Below are 16,655 nucleotides of genomic sequence, written 5' to 3'. Positions count from 1 at the left end.
GCTCCCCCCTTTTCGTTACGAATTAAAAGATGTGCAGGACCGTCTTGCCGTCCCACGGCAAGCCTTGTTCGAAGCGCTCCTGGTCGTGTTTTTGCCACAAGGCGAACAGCTTGTGTTCATACATCTCGAAGATCTTACAGCGCTTCGCCTTGGAATGCGCGGCATCGAGAATCGCGTTGACGGCACGGCGGGCCGCTTCGTTGGCCCCTTCCATCGTCGCGAGGTCGGTGTTGGTGCGGACATAGTCGGAGGCGAGGAACAGGTTCGGAATTGCGGTATTCGCGTCCGGGCGCTGCGTCCAGGTGCCGACTTTGTTAATCAGCAGCGGTTCGAGGTTGATCTTGTCGCGCGGGTTGATGAAACAGATGTCCGGGTCGAGGAAGACGGTGTGGATCATGTCGTCGCGAAGCAGCAGTTCGCCGTCATGGTTGAGGCTCTTTTTCAGCTGCGCCCAGACTTCATTTTTCAGCTGGACATAATCGCATTCCATCGCCGTCATGCCGTTTATGCCCGGCGTGTTCCAGTCGGAGATGTCGACGGAGAGGATGTCGACCACCTTGCCGTCGCCGTATTGGCGCATGTCGATGTGCGGCCAGAACTGCGCCTGCGACACGGAGGTCAGCGCCCATTGCGAATCCATGTACAGGACGTGGCCGTCGATGATCGGCGCCGGCTCGGTCAGGTAGAACTGGATGCCGGTCATCCAGTCGACCGACAAGGCGAGCTGTTTCAGGAAAAACAGGGTCGGGTCGGCGAGCAGCATCTCGTCGGTGAGCAGGCTCGCCGTCACTTCGACCGGCAGTGCGCAGATGTAGTAGTCGGCTGTCACTTCGTATTCAACGCCGTTTTCGAGGATCGTCGCGCCGGTGATCAAGCCGTCTTGACAGTCGATCTTCTTGACTTCCGCGCCGAGGCGGTAGTCGACGCCTTGTTCGCGCAGGAAGTTCAGCCACGGGTCGATCCACACGTCGTTGGTCGGGCCGTTCAGCACACGGTCATTTTGCATGCCCGGCGTGATCATGTCGAGGATCAGCTCCGCCCCGACGTTGCCAACCGTCTTGGTGCTCGCTTCGTGCGCTTTGGCGGCGACGAGGGTACGGGTAAGCGCAGTGAACAGCTTGCGGTACGCTTCGGAGTGCTGTTCCGCTTCGATGAAGTCCCACCATGGGATCTGCTCGTATTCGTACACTTTGCGGTCATGGCAGGAGGTGATGATCTGCCAGACTTTCGAAGCGGCCACTTCCATCTCGTCGGCAGACAGGCCGAGGTCGGCGTCAAACATCGATTTGATGATATCGACCACATCGTCGAGCGACATCGGGAAGTTGGCGACAAACTCGGTCAAAGGATGGTCATAGCGGGCCAACCCCATGCGCGGGGCATGGACGAGGTTGTCATAGACGGTTTTTTCTTCACCGTCCGCATCGGTATAAGGGATGCGTTGCATCGTATCGGTCACATGTTTGTAAAAACCGGGAAAAAAGCGGAAGCCGTGTTCGCCGGGCAGGTCTTTTCTGCCCGCTTTGCCAGACTCCGGCACCGGCATGCTGCGCGCTTTGCCGCCGGCGATGCTTTTGTATTCGTAGACGACAACATCGAATCCGCGCTGGATCAATTCATGCGCGGCGCTCATCCCGGCGACGCCGCCGCCGAGGATGACAACTTTTTGATTGGCTGTTGAACGTTGATTCATAAGGTGGAACAATCTCCCTTCATTAGTGCTTCCTGTTGAAGAAACCTAATTACCCCAATCTATTTATATCATCAAATTGCTAGATACTAAATAATTATTTTTTAGGGTTAAGTAGATTTGTTGAAGGGCATGAAAAAAGCTCCTCAGCGGAGGAGCTTCTGAATGTCTTCGTAGGTGAAGGCTCTGCCGACGGCAGTGCCGGGGTTGAGCACGATTTTGACATCGGGCGTGGCTGACGCGAAGAGGTTGGTGGCGCGCAGGAGGATGAGATCGGGCACTTCGTCAAACAGGCTCTGCAGATGATCCGGCGCGGAGAAGACGGGCAGCACCGTCTCGCCGTCGACATCGAAGTGCGTGATGCGCAGCGTCGAACTGTGGCGCGGCCAGACGGTGCCGTCCTCTTCGATCTGCGCGTCTTCGATGTGCCCGAGGACATAGAGATTGGAGTGGAGCAGCCTGTGGCGAAAGGCAGGCTCTGCGGCCGGGTCGGCCAGCGCCTGCAGCAAGGCTTGATCCAAAGCGACAACCGACTGTTCGTTTTGATCGTCCAATCGTCAACCTCCTTTGCTCGCGGCACGATCGCGGCATAATCGCGGAAACCGTTCGCGTTACGGGGTGCGCTGCCAGTCTTGCACGAGCTGCAAAAGCGCTTCCCGATTGTTGTGGGCCGGGTCTTGCAGCACCGCTTGGGCGAGGCGCTTCAGCCAGTGCCCGAGGGCCGGCCCTTCGTTGATGCCGTGTTCGATCAGGTCCTGGCCGGTCAGTGCGAGATCGGACAGTTGCCAGAGCGGCTGCACGGCGCGGCGCGCCTCGACCCGTGCGCTCCATTCCGGCAGCTTTTCCGGCTCGTGGATGACGGCGTGCTGCAGGCAGCGGCGGCGCACGGTGTCATAACCGTGGGCGTAGAACAGCTGCCGCCAAGTGCGCTCCGGCCAGTCCGGAGACGGCTCGGTGGCTTGCAGGGCCAAGAGGTCGCGGATGTCTTTTTTGAGCTGGGAGGGCAGTTTCAGCCCTTGCAGCGTCTTGTCGATGCGCGGTTCGTCGATGTCGAGTGCAGCAAAAACGAGACAGAAGCGCAGCGCGAGATCGGGCGGCGCGTCGGCCGTCCAGGCGGCGGCGCGCTCCCATGGCTCCGGCTCAGAGGTCGGGCGGGAGAAGATGTGGCGCAAGGTGTCGGTCTCCCAGAGCAGTTCGATCGCCGTGTCTGAGTGGGTGAGCAGCATCTTGATCCATTCGTCGCGGATGCGCTCGCGGGAGACCTGCTGCAGGCGGAACGCTTCTTCGGAAATCGCCTGCAGCGTCTCCTCTTCGATCTCGAACTGCAGCTGCGCCGCAAAGCGGATCGCCCGCAGCATGCGCAAAGCGTCCTCTGCAAATCGTTGCACCGGGTCGCCGACCGCCTTGATCCGCTTGGCGAGCAGGTCGAACTGGCCGCCAAACGGATCATGCAGCGTGCCGTCACGCCCCAGCGCCATCGCGTTGATCGTCAAGTCCCGCCGCGCCAGATCCTCTTCCAGCGACCGAACGAACTTCACCTCCGCCGGGCGCCGCCCGTCTTCGTACTCCCCGTCCGTCCGAAAGGTGGTCACTTCAAACTGGCAGTCATCTTCGCGCACGGTCACCGTGCCGTGTTTCAGCCCGGTCGGCACCGTGTGCGCAAAAACGGCCTGCACTTCCTCGGGCAGCGCAGAAGTGGTGATGTCATAGTCATCGATCGTACGATTCAACAATTTATCGCGGACGCAGCCGCCCACGAGATAAGCTTCATATCCTGCCTTTTCAAGCGATTCAACAACGTTCCATGCAACAGCCTCAATGCGTTCCATTCCGTCCTTCCACTCCCTAACTCCATCCTCTGTGTAGAGCGTTGTCCGCCTTCAATGTCCGGTCAGGCCTAGCCCTGCTTGCGTGCTTCGCGCCAGGCGAAGTCGCCGCGGTCCAGAGCTTTGACCAGCACTTCGGCGGTGCCCATGTTGGTGGCGACGGGGATTTCGTGGACGTCGCAGAGGCGGAGCAGCGCGAGGATGTCCGGCTCGTGCGGCTGGGACATCAGCGGATCGCGGAAGAACAGCACGAGATCCATGCGGTCTTCGGCGATCAACGCCCCGATCTGCTGGTCGCCGCCGAGCGGGCCGGACAGGAAGCGTGTCACCGGCAGCCCCGACGCTTCCTGAATCCGCAGCCCGGTCGTGCCGGTCGCATACAGATTGGCTTTGGCAAAAATATGCTGATAGGCGATCACAAAATTGATCAAGGTCTCTTTCTTGCGGTCGTGTGCGATCAGTGCGATGTTCATCAAGATCCCTCCGTCAGCTAAAAGAGCAGGTTTTCCAGACCGTAGACCATGCCTTCATACTTCATGACCTCTTTGCAGGACAGCACCACGCCCGGCATAAACGACTCGCGGTTGATCGAGTCGTGGCGGATCGTCAGCGTCTGTCCCAGCCCGCCAAAGATCACCTGCTGGTGCGCCACGTAGCCCGGCAATCTCACACTATGCACGCGCATGCCTTCATAATCCCCGCCGCGCGAACCTGCGATCGTCTCATGCTCGTTCGGGTGGCCTTGTCCCCGTTTTTCACGCGCTTCTGCGATCAGCTCCAAAGTCTTGATCGCCGTGCCAGACGGAGCGTCCAGCTTCTGATCGTGGTGCATCTCGATGATCTCCACGTGCGGCAAGAACTTCGCCGCCTCCGCCGCAAAGCGCATCATCAAGATCGCGCCGATCGCGAAGTTCGGCGCGATCAGCCCGCCGATGCCGCGCTCCTTGCAGTCCGCATCCCAGGCTGCGATCTCCTCCTGCGTCATCCCCGTCGTGCCGACGACCGGGCGCACGCCAAGCGCGATCGCTCTGTCGATGTTCCCTTTCATCACCGCAGGCGTCGTGAAGTCGACCATCACGTCCGCCCGCGTATCGACCAGCGTTTTTTCCAAGTCGGTCGAAAATGTCACCTCGCCCGCCTCCACGCCGAGCACCTGCGACACGAGGTCTCCGTCCAGCGTCCGGTCGACCGCGCCGACGAACGCCAGCGCCTCATCCTGCAAAATTGCTTTCACCGTCTCGCGGCCCATCCGGCCTTTGGCGCCGACGACGACCACGCGAATCTGTTCTGCCATCTTGATCCATCCCCTTTTATTCTGCGTCCTTGCGCGTCCAGCGGTTCGCGTCGCGCGTGTTGAATTTATGCATCACCGCTTTGTGCGCCTCTTCCAGGTCGATGCCGAGCGAATTGGCCATACAGGTGATCACAAACATCATGTCGGCCAGCTCCAGCGCGATCGAGCTCTCCGCCTCTTCCTTCTTCTTCGGCTTCTGCCCGTGGCTGTGGTTGACTTCCCGCGCCAGCTCGCCCAGCTCCTCGGTCAGGCGCACCACCAGCGTCATCGGGTGGAAATAGCCCTCTTTGAACTGCGAGATATACGCGTCCACATCTTTTTGCATCTCTTTGATCGTCATATCGGTCATCAGCGTGTCTCCTCTCAGTTTGATCTTTCGTATAGAGTACCATAACTTTCCGCTGTGGACGAATCCAAACATATCTCAGGCGGGTCGTCCATATGTATGGGTAAGGGTAGTCCGTATTTCGAACTGAAAAAGGAGATGAGGCTAGCAATGTCCACAGCGCCGAAGCGTTCAACAACAACGATCTTGGCCACCGTGGTCGTCTTTCTGACCTTATCCCTGGTCATGTACCCGCAAGAAGGGTTCAAAGCCGGGGTAGATGGGTTAAAGCTCTTCTGGGACGTTGTGTTCCCGTCCCTCCTGCCGTTCTTTATCCTCTCCGAGCTGCTGCTTGGCGTAGGAATCGTCCACGCGCTCGGCGTGCTGCTCGAACCGCTGATGCGCCCCTTGTTCAGCGTGCCGGGCGTCGGCGCTTTCGCCCTTTCGATGGGCCTCGCCGCCGGGTACCCGATGGACGCGGTCATCACGTCAAAGTTCCGCAAAAACAAACTCTGCACCCGTATCGAAGGCGAGCGGCTGCTCGCGTTCACCAATACGGCCGACCCGCTCTTCATGTTTGGCGCCGTCGCGGTCGGGATGTTCCACTCCCCGCAGCTCGGGATGCTGCTTGCCATCGCCCATTACATATCGGCTTTCATGGTGGGCCTCGCCTTTAAGTTTTACGGGGTTCGCGCGGAACGCACCTACCGGGAAGAAGATATCGTACAGGAGAGCCGCGTCAAAGGCAACATTTTCAAACGTTCATTCGGCGAAATGATGCGCGCCCGTGAAGAAGACGGCCGCACGTTGGGAAAATTGCTCGGCGATGCGGTAAACGACTCGATAAAGACCCTGTTAATGATTTGTGGATTTATCATCTTCTTCGCTGTTCTGTTCAAAGTTCTGTCCCTGTCCGGCATCGTGCCGCTGCTCGCTTTGCCGATCGAGATGGTCTTCCGCATGATCGGGCTCGACGTGGGCCTCGTGCAATCCTTTGTGGCCGGCCTGTTCGAGATCGACATCGGTTCCGCGATGGCAGCACAAACGTCCGCACCGCTGATCGAGCAGCTGATCATCGTCTCCTTTATCATCGCTTGGTCCGGCCTGTCCGTGCACGCGCAGGTCGCGTCGGTGCTCACCGGCACCGACATCCGCATGACCCCGTACATGGTAGCCCGCCTGCTGCACGCCGTGCTTGCCGGCGCCTTCACCCTGATCTTCTACAACATGGGCTGGGGCCAGGCGGCGACCGAAGTGTTCGCGCCGCTCATGCCGATGATGTCCGCTGTCGCCGACCCGAGCATGCAGCATTGGGGACTGTCCCTGATCGTGATGAGAAACTGGTTCCTGATCTTCGGCTCGGTCATCCTGCTGGCGCTGGCGATCCACTTCTTCAAAAGCGCACGTTTCGTCGCCTGGAACTCCCGTTCCAACCGCCGTTAAGCAGAGCAAAGCCCTTCTTGTTTTCCGACAAGGAGGGCTTTTCTGTGTCATCTAAACGACTTCCGGCAACAGAGTAAATAGACCGCCTGCTATGATCTGCCGATCAGCGAGCGGTCTATCTATCTGCGGAAGTGGTATTTCCTTGCCTGTTTTAGAATTTGAAGAAGTGCTGAGTAAACAGCTGGTCGAGCAAAATCAGTCCGCCGAGCAGCCAGACATACCACGCGAACATCCGCATCCCGCGCTTGACGATCAGCGCGATCATGTATTTGATGGCGAAGTATCCGGCCACCGCAGCGGCCAGCGTTCCGAGGATCTCCGGCAGGCCGATCGTCATCCCCTGCTCCATCGCGTCGGAGATATCGAACACGCCTGCCCCGAGAATGACCGGGACGGACATCAGGAACGAATACTTCGCCGCAAACTCGCGGTCGAGTCCCCGGAACAACGCCCCCATGATCGTCAACCCGGAGCGGGACAAGGCCGGCATGATCGCCGCCCCTTGCAGTGCACCGATCAGAAACGCGTCGGCATAGCCCATCTCCCGCTCTTTCTTGAAGCCGCGGCGCGCCGTGTCGGCCCACCAGATGACGACCCCGGTGATGACGAACTCGACGCCGAGCGTCTCGCCCGATGCGAACGCCGTGTCAAAATAGTCTTTGAACAAAAAGCCGATCAGCGCGGTCGGAATCGAACCGGCGATGATCAGGCGCCCCATCTTGCCGAAAGGATGTTTCATGATCCCCAACAGATCGCGCCAGAAGACGGCAAACACCGCCAGCAACGTGCCCAGATGCAGCAGGATATCGAACGTCAAGGCTCCTTCCTCAAGACCGAACAGCCGCTGAAACAAGACCAGGTGACCGGAGCTTGAGATCGGCAAAAATTCGGTCAGGCCTTGTACCACTCCGAGGAAAATCGCCTCCCATAGAGACAACGTCATCCCCTCCTTACGCCCTTTTTATTTTTTTCTATGTATATCACCTATGCTTGTACATTCAAAAGCATGATTTCCGGTTTTCAATAATATGGTTGCTAGTAGGGGGGATAAGCTATGAATGGAACCGATTTACGACTTTCACTGCAGATCGCATTCACCTACATCGGAACGGTCGTCGGCGCCGGTTTTGCATCCGGGCAGGAGATCTTGCAGTTTTTCACACTGCTGGGACCGATGGCCTATCCTGCCATCCTCCTCGCCGTCGCCTTGTTTGCCTGGGTCGGCGTGCAGATGCTCTTGCTCGGGCACAAACTGAAAGCCCGCTCCTATCGCGAAATGACCGCCTATCTGTTCGGCAGGCGGCTGGCCGCGCTGATCGACATCGCGATGATGATCATGCTGTTCTTCGTCTCCGTCGCCATGCTGGCCGGCGTCGGCGCCCTGTTCGAAGAGCAGTTGAACCTCTCCTTCCAGATCGGCGTGCTCCTGACGATGGCGCTGACCTTCCTGACCATCTTGCGCGGCATGAAGGGCATCATGACGGCGAACACGGTCATCGTGCCGGTGATGCTGCTCGTCGTCGTCACGATCTTCCTGCAGAGCTTTTTCCAGACGGAGTACAAGCCGGCCCTGACCGTCGCGACGTCCGGCTCGACAGGCTATGCGTGGATCATCTCGGCGATCACCTATGCCGCCTTGAACATGGGGCTTGCCGTCTCCGTGCTCATCCCGATGGGCGGCGAGATGAAAAAACCGAGCGTCCTCAAGCTCGGCGGGCTGCTCGGCGCGCTGGGTCTTGGCATCATGCTGCTCGGCGCGCAATACGCCATGTCGACCCGCATGCCGATGATCGCCGAATACGAAGTTCCGATGGGCTTTCTGTCCTCGACCTTTTCGCCGCTGATGCAAGGCCTGTTCATCGTGGCGCTGTGGGGCGAGATCTACTCGACCCTGATCGCCAACGTGTTTGGCATCAGCACTCAGCTGGCCAGCCCGGAAAACAAAGTGCACGGGTCGCTGATCACCGTCGTTATCTTGACCGCCGCGTTTTTTGTGGCACAGATCGGCTTTTCGAATATCGTGCATTATCTGTATCCCGTATTCGGCTACGTCAGCTTCCTGCTGCTCCTGCTTCTGCTCTGGCCGCGGCGCATTGGGCTAAAAAAATGATTTGAGATCGCCAAGCTTGGTATGATATGCTAGTAAGCGCATGTCGTCGAGGAAGGTAGGTGCCTTGTGCCGTCTCATGATTAAGGAAACCGTTTTAGAGCTAGTGACAACTTATGGCTACTTTGGCTTGTTCATCTCGCTGGTGCTCGGCATCGTAGGTCTGCCCATCCCGGACGAGATTTTGATGACCTATTGCGGCTACTTAGTCTCACAAGGCACGATGAACTTGACCGTCACGCTGCTCACCGCCATTTCGGGCAGCATCGTGGGGATCTCGATATCCTACTGGCTTGGCCACCGCTTTGGCCTGCCTCTCGTCGAAAAGTACGGACGCCGCTTCGGCATCAACCAAAAGCGGCTGGACATGGTGAACAACTGGTACAACCGCTTCGGCAAATTCGTGCTCATCATCGGCTACTTTCTCCCCGGCATCCGCCATGTGACCGCCTTTGCGGCCGGAATGTCGCGGATGAAGTACAGCTCCTTCGCCCTGTACGCCTATGCGGGCGGCATCATCTGGTCGCTGACGTTCATCACGCTTGGCAACGTGCTCGGCGTGCATTGGACGCGCGTCACGGAGCTGACTCACCGGCTGGTCTTCTGGATCGTCGGTCTCGCCCTGGTCGCCGGTCTTCTCTACGGCCTGTTCTACTGGCGCCGCCGCAAACGCATCAAATAAGCCTTCCCACACGCTGTGGGAAGGCTTTTTTAGAACAGATCGTTCAGACTGGCGATCAGGTTGTTGATCGCGTGCAGCCAGATCGGCGCCCAAAGTGAGCCTGTGATCCGGTAGAGCACACTGAACAGCACGCCCATCAGGAAAATCGGCACGAACAGCACGAGGTCGGCATGGATCAGCGAGAAGATCAGCGCCGAGCCGATCACCCCGGCGTAGACGCCCCACTTCGCCGTCAGCACCGATTGCAGCACGCCGCGAAAGAGCAGTTCCTCCCCGAGCGGCGCGATCACCGCCGTCGCCAGCACCGGCAGCATCGCCATCAGGATGCCGAGCGCCTTGGCGTCGTTCAATTCCTGGGAGATGTGCTTCTCCCGGTAGGATTCCGTGTCGATGCCCATCCAGTCGGACAGCGAGGTCGTGACGAGCGACATGGCGTAGACGAAACAGAAAAACATCAGCACATAGCCGAGCATCTTCCAGTTCAGCACCGGCCGCTGCAGCCCGATCTCCGCCAGCGACTTGCGGAAATAGAGCGGAATGACGAGGATCGCCACGATCTGCAGCGACACGCCGCCTAACGCGCTGGCGCCGGGCGACGTGCGGAACCATTCCGGAATCAGCCCGCCGACCGCAAAATAATAGAGAAACACACTGCCGAAAAACAACAGTCCAACCCACCCGAACGACATCGCCAAGTCGCGCAGTGTCAGCCGGGTACGCCCCTGATGTTTCGGCAACACAACCCGTTTTTTCAACAGGTAGCCGGCCAGAAACACCGCCAGCCCGGTCAGCACAAACAAAAGCGACAGCACCGACCAGAGCGGCGAGATCTGCTCCGCCTGGATCAGCGCCTGCCATTTCCCGTGCTCATCGCGGACGAAGGTCATCGTGGACAGCGTGAGCAGGATGTCCTGCAAAAACGCCCAGATCAGCAGGAGCGCTCCGGTCAGCTGCACATTACGCGCGAGATTTCGCTTCATCCCCCGTCCCCCTTATTCATGCGCAACACACAAGATTGCGACTATTACAAAGCACCTTGTTCAAAAATTCCGCTGTAGGTACACTAGTGACAACCTAATCGATTCTTACGATCAGAAAGGCGGAACCGGCTTGCAACGTCAACTTCTTGAATACTTCGGCATCATGGTCGGTGCTTTTGTATTCACTTTCGGACTGAATAACTTCATCATCCAAAACGGCCTGGCAGAAGGCGGTTTTGTCGGCATCTCGATCCTCGGGCTGTATCTGTTCAAAATACCGGTCGGTCTGACCTTCCTCGTCTTGAACATCCCCTTGTTTCTGATTGGCTGGAAGCGGTTTGGCCGCGAATTTTTGCTGAAGACAATCTTCGGCGTCGTCTCCGTCTCTGTGTTTGCAGAGCTGACGATCGGCTGGTTCTCGATGGGCGTGGAAGATAAGCTGCTCGCTTCCCTCTACGGCGGTGTCGCCTCCGGGGTCGGCCTCGGCATCATCTTCCGCTATGGCGGCACCACCGGCGGCGCCGACATCATCGCCCGCCTCGTCAACCACTACTGGGGCTGGAGCATGGGCCGCACCTTGTTTATGATCGACGTGATCGTGATCACCATCGTCGCCTTCATCGTCGGAAAAGATGTCGCGATGTATTCGCTCGTCGCCCTCTTTGTTGCCGCCCGCGTGATCGACATGGTCGTCGAAGGGGTCTCCACCTCCCGCGCCATGTTCATCATTTCCGACCAGAGCACCTTGATCGCCGACGCGATCCATGACCAGCTCGAGCGCGGCACCACGCTGCTCAACGGCGTCGGCGGCTACACCGGCCGCGACAAGCAGGTCCTCTATGTGGTCGTCTCCCGCGAAGAGATCACCCGCGTGAACGAGATCTGCCGCCAGATCGACCCGCTCGCCTTCATCGTCGTCAACGACGTGCACGACGTGCTCGGCGAAGGGTTCAACCCGCTGAAACAAGCCAAACAGTAAAACACGCGAAAAACTAGGAGTCCCAGGGATTCCTAGTTTTTCTTTTTGCGAAACATCCGCCAGCCAAAGATAGCTAGGATCGTCGCGCCTGCCGTACCATACATCACCGGATCGAGCGTCAGGTGCAGCACCGGCAAAAACGGCGGTTCTTCAACTTTGTGAAATTGTGAGGTCACATTGCCAAGCGACGCTTTGTACGACCCCAGCGCATCGAGCGTGCCTTGCTTGTCGGTGACCTGCTCGGCGGTGAGCTGCAACTCGACAAAGCGATGGGCGGACCACTGCGCATTCAACTCCGCCGGATGACCGTGCAGTTGCAGCGCGAGTTGGATCTGATCCCGCTCCTGACGCAGCTTCGCCATGATCGTGCGCGCCGCTTTTTGATCCCCTTTTGCTACCGCTTCGATCAGCTTGTCAAGGTTGTTCTCCATCGACCGCGCGATCGGCAGCCACGCCGAAGACGCCGGATAAGCCAGAGAATCAAACGCCACAGTCAGCCGGTGGATGCGGTATTCTGCCACCGCCTGCTCCGGTCCCTTGACGGCAGCAAACATCTGCTTCAGCGCGATCAGTTCTGCGGTCACCGCCTGCTGCCCTTCCACGCGTTGATGAATCTTGCGCGGATCGAGCCGCGTATACATGTCAGACAATGCATCCAAGGCCGGCAGCACTTTGGCCGGACTCTCCCCTTGCTTGATCATGCTCTCCACCTTGACCGACTCCTGATACAAGGTGATTGGATTCACCAACTCTGCAGCCTGCGCGGGCGTGACACCGAAGACGGCAAGAAAGAGGACGAGCAGCCAAGCCAGACGCCTACACATAAAAAATCGCCTCCCACCACATCTATATGGGGGGAGGCGATCAATTAGACATGCTAGTTGGTCCGAGCTTTCGGTCGCAGCGCCGCGACCAGCACGAGCGTCAAAATGCTCAAGAGCGGAGTCCAGAACTGAACGTCCGCAAAGAAGCGCTCATCTTGCAAATACGGATGAATCCCGTACACATAGTCCACAAAATCATTGAAGAGCAGCCAGACCGCACCGATCCACAACAAGCTCCAGTCGAACTTGCGGCTGTAGGCAAAATTGTAGAGAATGACTTCGACCGCCATCGCGCCGTGCGACAGGACGAGCATCCAGTTTTGCGCTTCGATTCGGCCGTCCGCAAGACCGTATGTAAAGATCACACCGCAGGCCCAGATGCCGTATTTGATGTTCGTCACCATCGACAACATCTCCAAAAACGGCGAGGATTTGCGGATCAGCCACAGGAAGAGCACCAGCGTAAACAGACCGGAGGACGTCGGGCTGTCCGGCACAAAAAAGTTCCAGTACCACGCCGTATCTTCGAGCTGATAGCGGTACCAATAAAAGCCGTAGATCGTGCCCAGCAGGTTGCAGAAAAACAAGAGCCACAGAAAGGGACGGCTCATCAGCTGCGCGCGGATCACTTGCAGCACAAGGGCGACCTCCTATGAAAAAACCGACCCGGTTGGCCCGGGTCGGTTTCTCCGATTATTTTTGCTTCTGCTTGGAAAGCCAGGCAGCAATTTCTGCGATTTTCGCCTTGTCGGTCAAACCGCCACCCGGAGGCATCAACGGCGGGAAGCCTTTGGTGATGACCTCTTCGAGTTGTGCAGCGTCGTATTTGTTACCAACGCCAAGCAAATACGGACCTGCTACACCTTTCAGGTCGGCGCCGTGGCAGCCTGCGCAGGACTGTTTGAAGACCGCTGCGCCAGCGTCGCCTTCGTCGACGAGCGCGGTGTCAACCGGCATTTCCGACTTGTCCACCGGCTTCGGAGCGTGTGCCAGCGCGTCTTCGTGCTGCACTTCCGCTTCGTAGGTCAGCCAGATGCACAGCAGGACTGCCAGCGTCATCGCGGTGGTCGCAACCGGACGCTTGAACGGATGGCGCGCCTTGCTGTTGTCGAGCCACGGAGCGATGATCAGCAGCGTGGAAGCAACGCCAGGAACGACAACCGTACCCATCCATACCATGTCGCCCGGGAAGTACTTGAGCAGCTGGTAGAGGAACAGGAAGTACCAGTCCGGCATCGGAATGAACCCGGACGGGTTCGGGTCGGCCGGATCGGTGAGGTGAACCGGGTTGAAAATAATCCAAAGTACAAAAGCAACGAGGAAGAGCGAACCTACGATCCATTCTTTCAGAAGAAAGTTTGGAAAGAACGGTTCCGTTCCGAGCGGCTTCTTCTTGTCTTTTTCTTTAAAGCGCGGTGTGCCAGGAATGCGGTCGCGAAAATGATCGTGAGCCATTCTTTTTAACCTCCTTCTCAGTTAACAGTTGAGCTGAACCCGCATCGATCTTAGAGAGGACCGGCGATACCTTGTTTGCGGATCATGATGAAGTGCAAGCCCAACAGCCCGAGAAGAGCAGCCGGCAAGAAGAACACGTGAATCGCAAAGAAGCGAGTCAGGGTCAGCGCGCCGAGGATGTCGCCGCCGATCAGCAGGGTCTTGATGTACGGACCAAGGAACGGAACGGTCTCTGCGATCTGAGCACCTACAGCGGTCGCCCAGTAAGCTTTTTGGTCCCACGGCAAGAGGTAGCCGGTGAAGCCGAAGCCGATGACGACGAAGAAGATCAAGACGCCGACAACCCAGTTCAGCTCGCGCGGAGCTTTATACGAACCGGTGAAGAATACGCGGAGCATGTGCAGGAACATCATGATAATGACCAATGACGCGCCCCAGAAGTGCATACCGCGGACAATGTTGCCAAGCAATACTTCATCCGTGATGTATTGTACAGAACGATAAGCGTTTACAATATCAGGCACATAGTACATAGCGAGGAACATACCGGACAAAATCTGGGTGACGATGATCAGGAACGTCAGGCCGCCGAAGCAGTAGACGAACGCGGACATCTTGTTCGCCGGGTTGACGTGAGCCGGGACATCGTGATCGGCGATGTCACGCCAAATCGGTGTAACGCCCAGGCGTTCGTCAATCCAGTCATATGTTTTTTTCAACATCTGTCTTACTCACCTACTTTCAACGTCAATTACGCTTTACGCTGGTTCAGCTTGGAGCTGATCATTACTTTGCCGCCTTCGATCTTCGTCTCAAACAAGTCGAGCGGACGAGTCGGCGGTTTGGTCGGGTCATTGACACCGGTGGCGGTGTAACGGCCGCCGTGGCACGGGCAATGGAACCACCATTTGCCGTCTGCTGCCGGCTGCGGGTTGCCGTTCGGGTCGGTCGTGCCTGCTACCTGGCAGCCCAGGTGGGTGCAGACCGGAGACATCGCAAGGATCTTGCCCTGCTCGTCCTTGATCACCCAAGCCGTGTACTTCGCGTTCTCTTCAATCCAGCCGTCTTTGCGGTGGACTTTGAACTCAATCAGCTGCGGCAGATCCGATTTGACATCAGCTTCACTCAAGCCTGAGTCGACAAATGTGCCTGCGCCGGCGCGAGTGAGCGGATCAAGGGTGAACGGAATCAAAGGCGCTGCAATCGTAGCTGCCATAAACGCGCCAGTGCCCCCCAATGCATAAGTGAGGAACTGACGGCGGGAGAGTCCTTCTTTCCCCTGGTTCTTTTGGTCACTCATAGTTCTTACCTCCCTACCGTTGACAAAAAATCGTGCCAGTCATCTTGCTGTCATACCCTAACCCTGGTATGGGAAAAATGACCCGTACTATCTTCGCTTCAATCTTACATTCTGGTCTATACAGTGTCAAGCAAGCATGTGCAACTTTTCTCAAGGCGCCCTGACAGCTGTTTTCCCTTATGTTTTCCCCGTTTGACTCCGGGTCAAACATCGGACCGCCACAAAAAGTGTCACAAAAAGTTACGAGTTGAGCTCCCACATTTTGGTGATCTCCTGCAAGATGCGGTCTCCGATCAGTTGCAGCAGCTCTTCGCCCTTTTCAGCGCTTGCCGCCGCCGCGTTGCCGGAGTACCCGTCCGGGTACAGACGCTTGCCCATCTCCGGGAAGCGGGCCCGAGTCGGTGCCACCAGCTCGTGGCTGCCCGCGAGCGTCAGGTCGACCGCCCCTTTGGCTGCCACCATCACCAGCGACGTCTCATCTTCTCCCCCGTGGCCGGTGCCCGGCGCGATCGCTTGGATCTCCGCCTGGTAGTCCAGCCAGTAGTTGCTGACCAGCGTGTGCAGGCCGAGCTCGCTAAGGCGCATCGCCGTCTCGTTCAGCGCGGTGATGTTGCCGCCGTGGCCGTTGAGCAGCACGACGTGCTTGATGCCGTGCCGGGAGAAAGAAGCGACGACCGCATGCACATAGTCGGCAAAGATGCGGTTCGGCACATCGATCGTGCCCGGGAAGTCGGCCAGCACGGCGCAATGCCCATACGGGATCACCGGCGCCGTCCAGACGCGTCCGGACAGCTTGCCTTCAATATATTCGGCGATCAGCTGCGGAATCAGCAGGTCGGTGCCGAGCGGGGCGTGCGGACCGTGCGCCTCCACCGCTCCGACAGGCAGGATCAGCGTGTCGATGTAGGGCTTGTACTCCTCGAAGTTTTTCATATGTACATGTGTCAGTTTCATGGTTACCTCTCCCTCCTTTCCAGTATGGTGTTTCCCTCCCTTTATTATGTACAAAAAAAAGAACCGGGCTCAAGTGCCCAGTTCCATCTCTTCGCGAAGTTTGTTTGACAATTCCACGAACATGTCTTTGTCGCCGCGGTCGAGCGCCCGGTCGATCTCCTGCTTTAAAGCGTCCATGCGGAACGTCTTCAGCGCGTAATCGAGCACCAGTTCCGCCTGCAGCGAGACGAGCGCATCGATCGTTTCTTTCGTATCATCCATCGGGTTCTGCTCGAGAACCGAAGCGTATTCGGGAGAGGTGGTGCGGTCTTTGAAGAACAGGCCGATGAAGATGTCTTCACCCGGATTATTGTGAATGTCGAGAAACGCCTTTTCCACATCGGACGTCACGCGCTTGTTTTTGTAAAATTTGAACGGCGTCATCTGCACGCATTTAGTCGAGATCAAAATCGTCTTCGGCAGGTTGCGGAAGTTATCAATGAAGTGAACGCGCTCAAGCAACTGATCGGACGAGGCAATGTATTGCAAAAGCCACTCCGCTTCACGGTTTTGCAGGTCGTACTTCTCGATAAACCACTTAATAAACGTTTTCTTTTCAGCAATCGTAATGACTTCTCCCATCGCCGTTCCCTCCTTCACTGTGTCTTCACAACCGAATTTGTCACTCGTTCCATTCGGAATGTTGTGAATTTTCTTACTGCATTATATTCGGCAGGTCGCAGATATTTTCCTTTTTTCTGCAACATTTCTGCAACAAATTTGGAATTTGTGTATTCGCCTATGCTTCTATTTTATC

At 57.5% G+C, this 16,655-nt stretch carries 19 protein-coding genes; 4 read left to right on the top strand and 15 right to left on the bottom strand.

Annotated elements, in window-relative coordinates; all coding sequences use genetic code 11:
• Positions 1-22: 22 nt before the first annotated feature.
• The 6 genes from EV586_RS00825 to EV586_RS00800 form a co-directional block, all read right to left on the bottom strand.
• Positions 23-1,693 (bottom strand): hydroxysqualene dehydroxylase, encoded by a 1,671-nt coding sequence (locus EV586_RS00825; RefSeq protein WP_132943193.1) that lies wholly within the window; start codon positions 1,691-1,693, stop codon positions 23-25.
• Between the two features lie 143 nt (positions 1,694-1,836).
• Positions 1,837-2,244: an SseB family protein gene (locus EV586_RS00820; RefSeq protein WP_132943192.1), complete on the bottom strand. Its 408-nt coding sequence runs from the start codon at positions 2,242-2,244 to the stop codon at positions 1,837-1,839.
• 57 nt (positions 2,245-2,301) lie between these two features.
• Positions 2,302-3,519, bottom strand: coding sequence for a CCA tRNA nucleotidyltransferase (locus tag EV586_RS00815; protein WP_132943191.1), 1,218 nt, complete (start codon positions 3,517-3,519; stop codon positions 2,302-2,304).
• Between the two features lie 68 nt (positions 3,520-3,587).
• Positions 3,588-3,989, bottom strand: a complete 402-nt coding sequence (mgsA, locus tag EV586_RS00810) for a methylglyoxal synthase (protein ID WP_132943190.1) — start codon at positions 3,987-3,989, stop codon at positions 3,588-3,590.
• Positions 3,990-4,006: 17 nt separating this feature from the next.
• The gene (dapB, locus tag EV586_RS00805; protein WP_132943189.1) at positions 4,007-4,810 is read right to left on the bottom strand and encodes a 4-hydroxy-tetrahydrodipicolinate reductase; all 804 of its coding nucleotides are present in this window, start codon (positions 4,808-4,810) and stop codon (positions 4,007-4,009) included.
• 16 nt (positions 4,811-4,826) lie between these two features.
• A complete protein-coding gene (locus EV586_RS00800) occupies positions 4,827-5,159 on the bottom strand; it encodes a nucleotide pyrophosphohydrolase (protein ID WP_132943188.1) in 333 nt (110 codons plus the stop codon).
• 147 nt (positions 5,160-5,306) lie between these two features.
• Between EV586_RS00800 and ylbJ the strand changes: the two genes are divergently transcribed.
• A complete protein-coding gene (gene ylbJ / locus EV586_RS00795; protein WP_132943187.1) occupies positions 5,307-6,578 on the top strand; it encodes a sporulation integral membrane protein YlbJ in 1,272 nt (423 codons plus the stop codon).
• Between the two features lie 151 nt (positions 6,579-6,729).
• On the opposite strand, the gene EV586_RS00790 is transcribed toward ylbJ, so the two are convergent.
• Positions 6,730-7,515 carry an undecaprenyl-diphosphate phosphatase gene (locus tag EV586_RS00790; RefSeq protein WP_243652889.1) on the bottom strand — a complete coding sequence of 262 codons (786 nt, stop codon included), beginning with the start codon at positions 7,513-7,515 and terminating at the stop codon, positions 6,730-6,732.
• 117 nt (positions 7,516-7,632) lie between these two features.
• Here EV586_RS00790 and EV586_RS00785 point away from each other — a divergent pair, with 117 nt between their 5' ends.
• Together EV586_RS00785 and EV586_RS00780 are read left to right on the top strand one after the other, a co-directional pair.
• Positions 7,633-8,688, top strand: a complete 1,056-nt coding sequence (locus tag EV586_RS00785; protein WP_132943185.1) for a YkvI family membrane protein — start codon at positions 7,633-7,635, stop codon at positions 8,686-8,688.
• A 76-nt stretch (positions 8,689-8,764) separates the two neighbouring features.
• Positions 8,765-9,367, top strand: coding sequence for a DedA family protein (locus EV586_RS00780; RefSeq protein WP_132943184.1), 603 nt, complete (start codon positions 8,765-8,767; stop codon positions 9,365-9,367).
• 29 nt (positions 9,368-9,396) lie between these two features.
• On the opposite strand, the gene EV586_RS00775 is transcribed toward EV586_RS00780, so the two are convergent.
• On the bottom strand, positions 9,397-10,347 hold the full coding sequence (locus EV586_RS00775) for a CPBP family intramembrane glutamic endopeptidase (protein ID WP_132943183.1): 951 nt from the start codon (positions 10,345-10,347) through the stop codon (positions 9,397-9,399).
• 130 nt (positions 10,348-10,477) lie between these two features.
• Here EV586_RS00775 and EV586_RS00770 point away from each other — a divergent pair, with 130 nt between their 5' ends.
• Entirely contained in the window at positions 10,478-11,326 is an 849-nt protein-coding gene (locus EV586_RS00770) for a YitT family protein (protein ID WP_243652888.1), read from the top strand.
• Between the two features lie 32 nt (positions 11,327-11,358).
• Here the strand turns inward: EV586_RS00770 and EV586_RS00765 are convergent, their stop codons facing one another.
• The 7 genes from EV586_RS00765 to EV586_RS00735 form a co-directional block, all read right to left on the bottom strand.
• Entirely contained in the window at positions 11,359-12,150 is a 792-nt protein-coding gene (locus EV586_RS00765) for a sporulation protein YpjB (RefSeq protein WP_132943182.1), read from the bottom strand.
• Positions 12,151-12,203: 53 nt separating this feature from the next.
• On the bottom strand, positions 12,204-12,788 hold the full coding sequence (locus EV586_RS00760; RefSeq protein ID WP_132943181.1) for a DUF1405 domain-containing protein: 585 nt from the start codon (positions 12,786-12,788) through the stop codon (positions 12,204-12,206).
• Between the two features lie 55 nt (positions 12,789-12,843).
• A complete protein-coding gene (locus EV586_RS21540) occupies positions 12,844-13,605 on the bottom strand; it encodes a menaquinol-cytochrome c reductase cytochrome b/c subunit (RefSeq protein ID WP_132943180.1) in 762 nt (253 codons plus the stop codon).
• A 50-nt stretch (positions 13,606-13,655) separates the two neighbouring features.
• Positions 13,656-14,327: a menaquinol-cytochrome c reductase cytochrome b subunit gene (gene qcrB / locus EV586_RS00750; protein WP_087457937.1), complete on the bottom strand. Its 672-nt coding sequence runs from the start codon at positions 14,325-14,327 to the stop codon at positions 13,656-13,658.
• Positions 14,328-14,356: 29 nt separating this feature from the next.
• Complete coding sequence (locus tag EV586_RS00745; RefSeq protein WP_132943179.1) at positions 14,357-14,905, bottom strand: ubiquinol-cytochrome c reductase iron-sulfur subunit; 549 nt, start codon at positions 14,903-14,905, stop codon at positions 14,357-14,359.
• Between the two features lie 240 nt (positions 14,906-15,145).
• A complete protein-coding gene (locus EV586_RS00740; RefSeq protein WP_132943178.1) occupies positions 15,146-15,859 on the bottom strand; it encodes a creatininase family protein in 714 nt (237 codons plus the stop codon).
• A 69-nt stretch (positions 15,860-15,928) separates the two neighbouring features.
• A complete protein-coding gene (locus tag EV586_RS00735) occupies positions 15,929-16,480 on the bottom strand; it encodes a ReoY family proteolytic degradation factor (RefSeq protein ID WP_132943177.1) in 552 nt (183 codons plus the stop codon).
• Positions 16,481-16,655: the final 175 nt, after the last annotated feature.

The sequence above is a fragment of the Tumebacillus sp. BK434 genome (assembly GCF_004340785.1).
Taxonomy (GTDB): domain Bacteria; phylum Bacillota; class Bacilli; order Tumebacillales; family Tumebacillaceae; genus Tumebacillus_A.
Note: the sequence above shows the minus strand (reverse complement) of the source record. Positions and strands in the feature narration are given on the sequence as shown.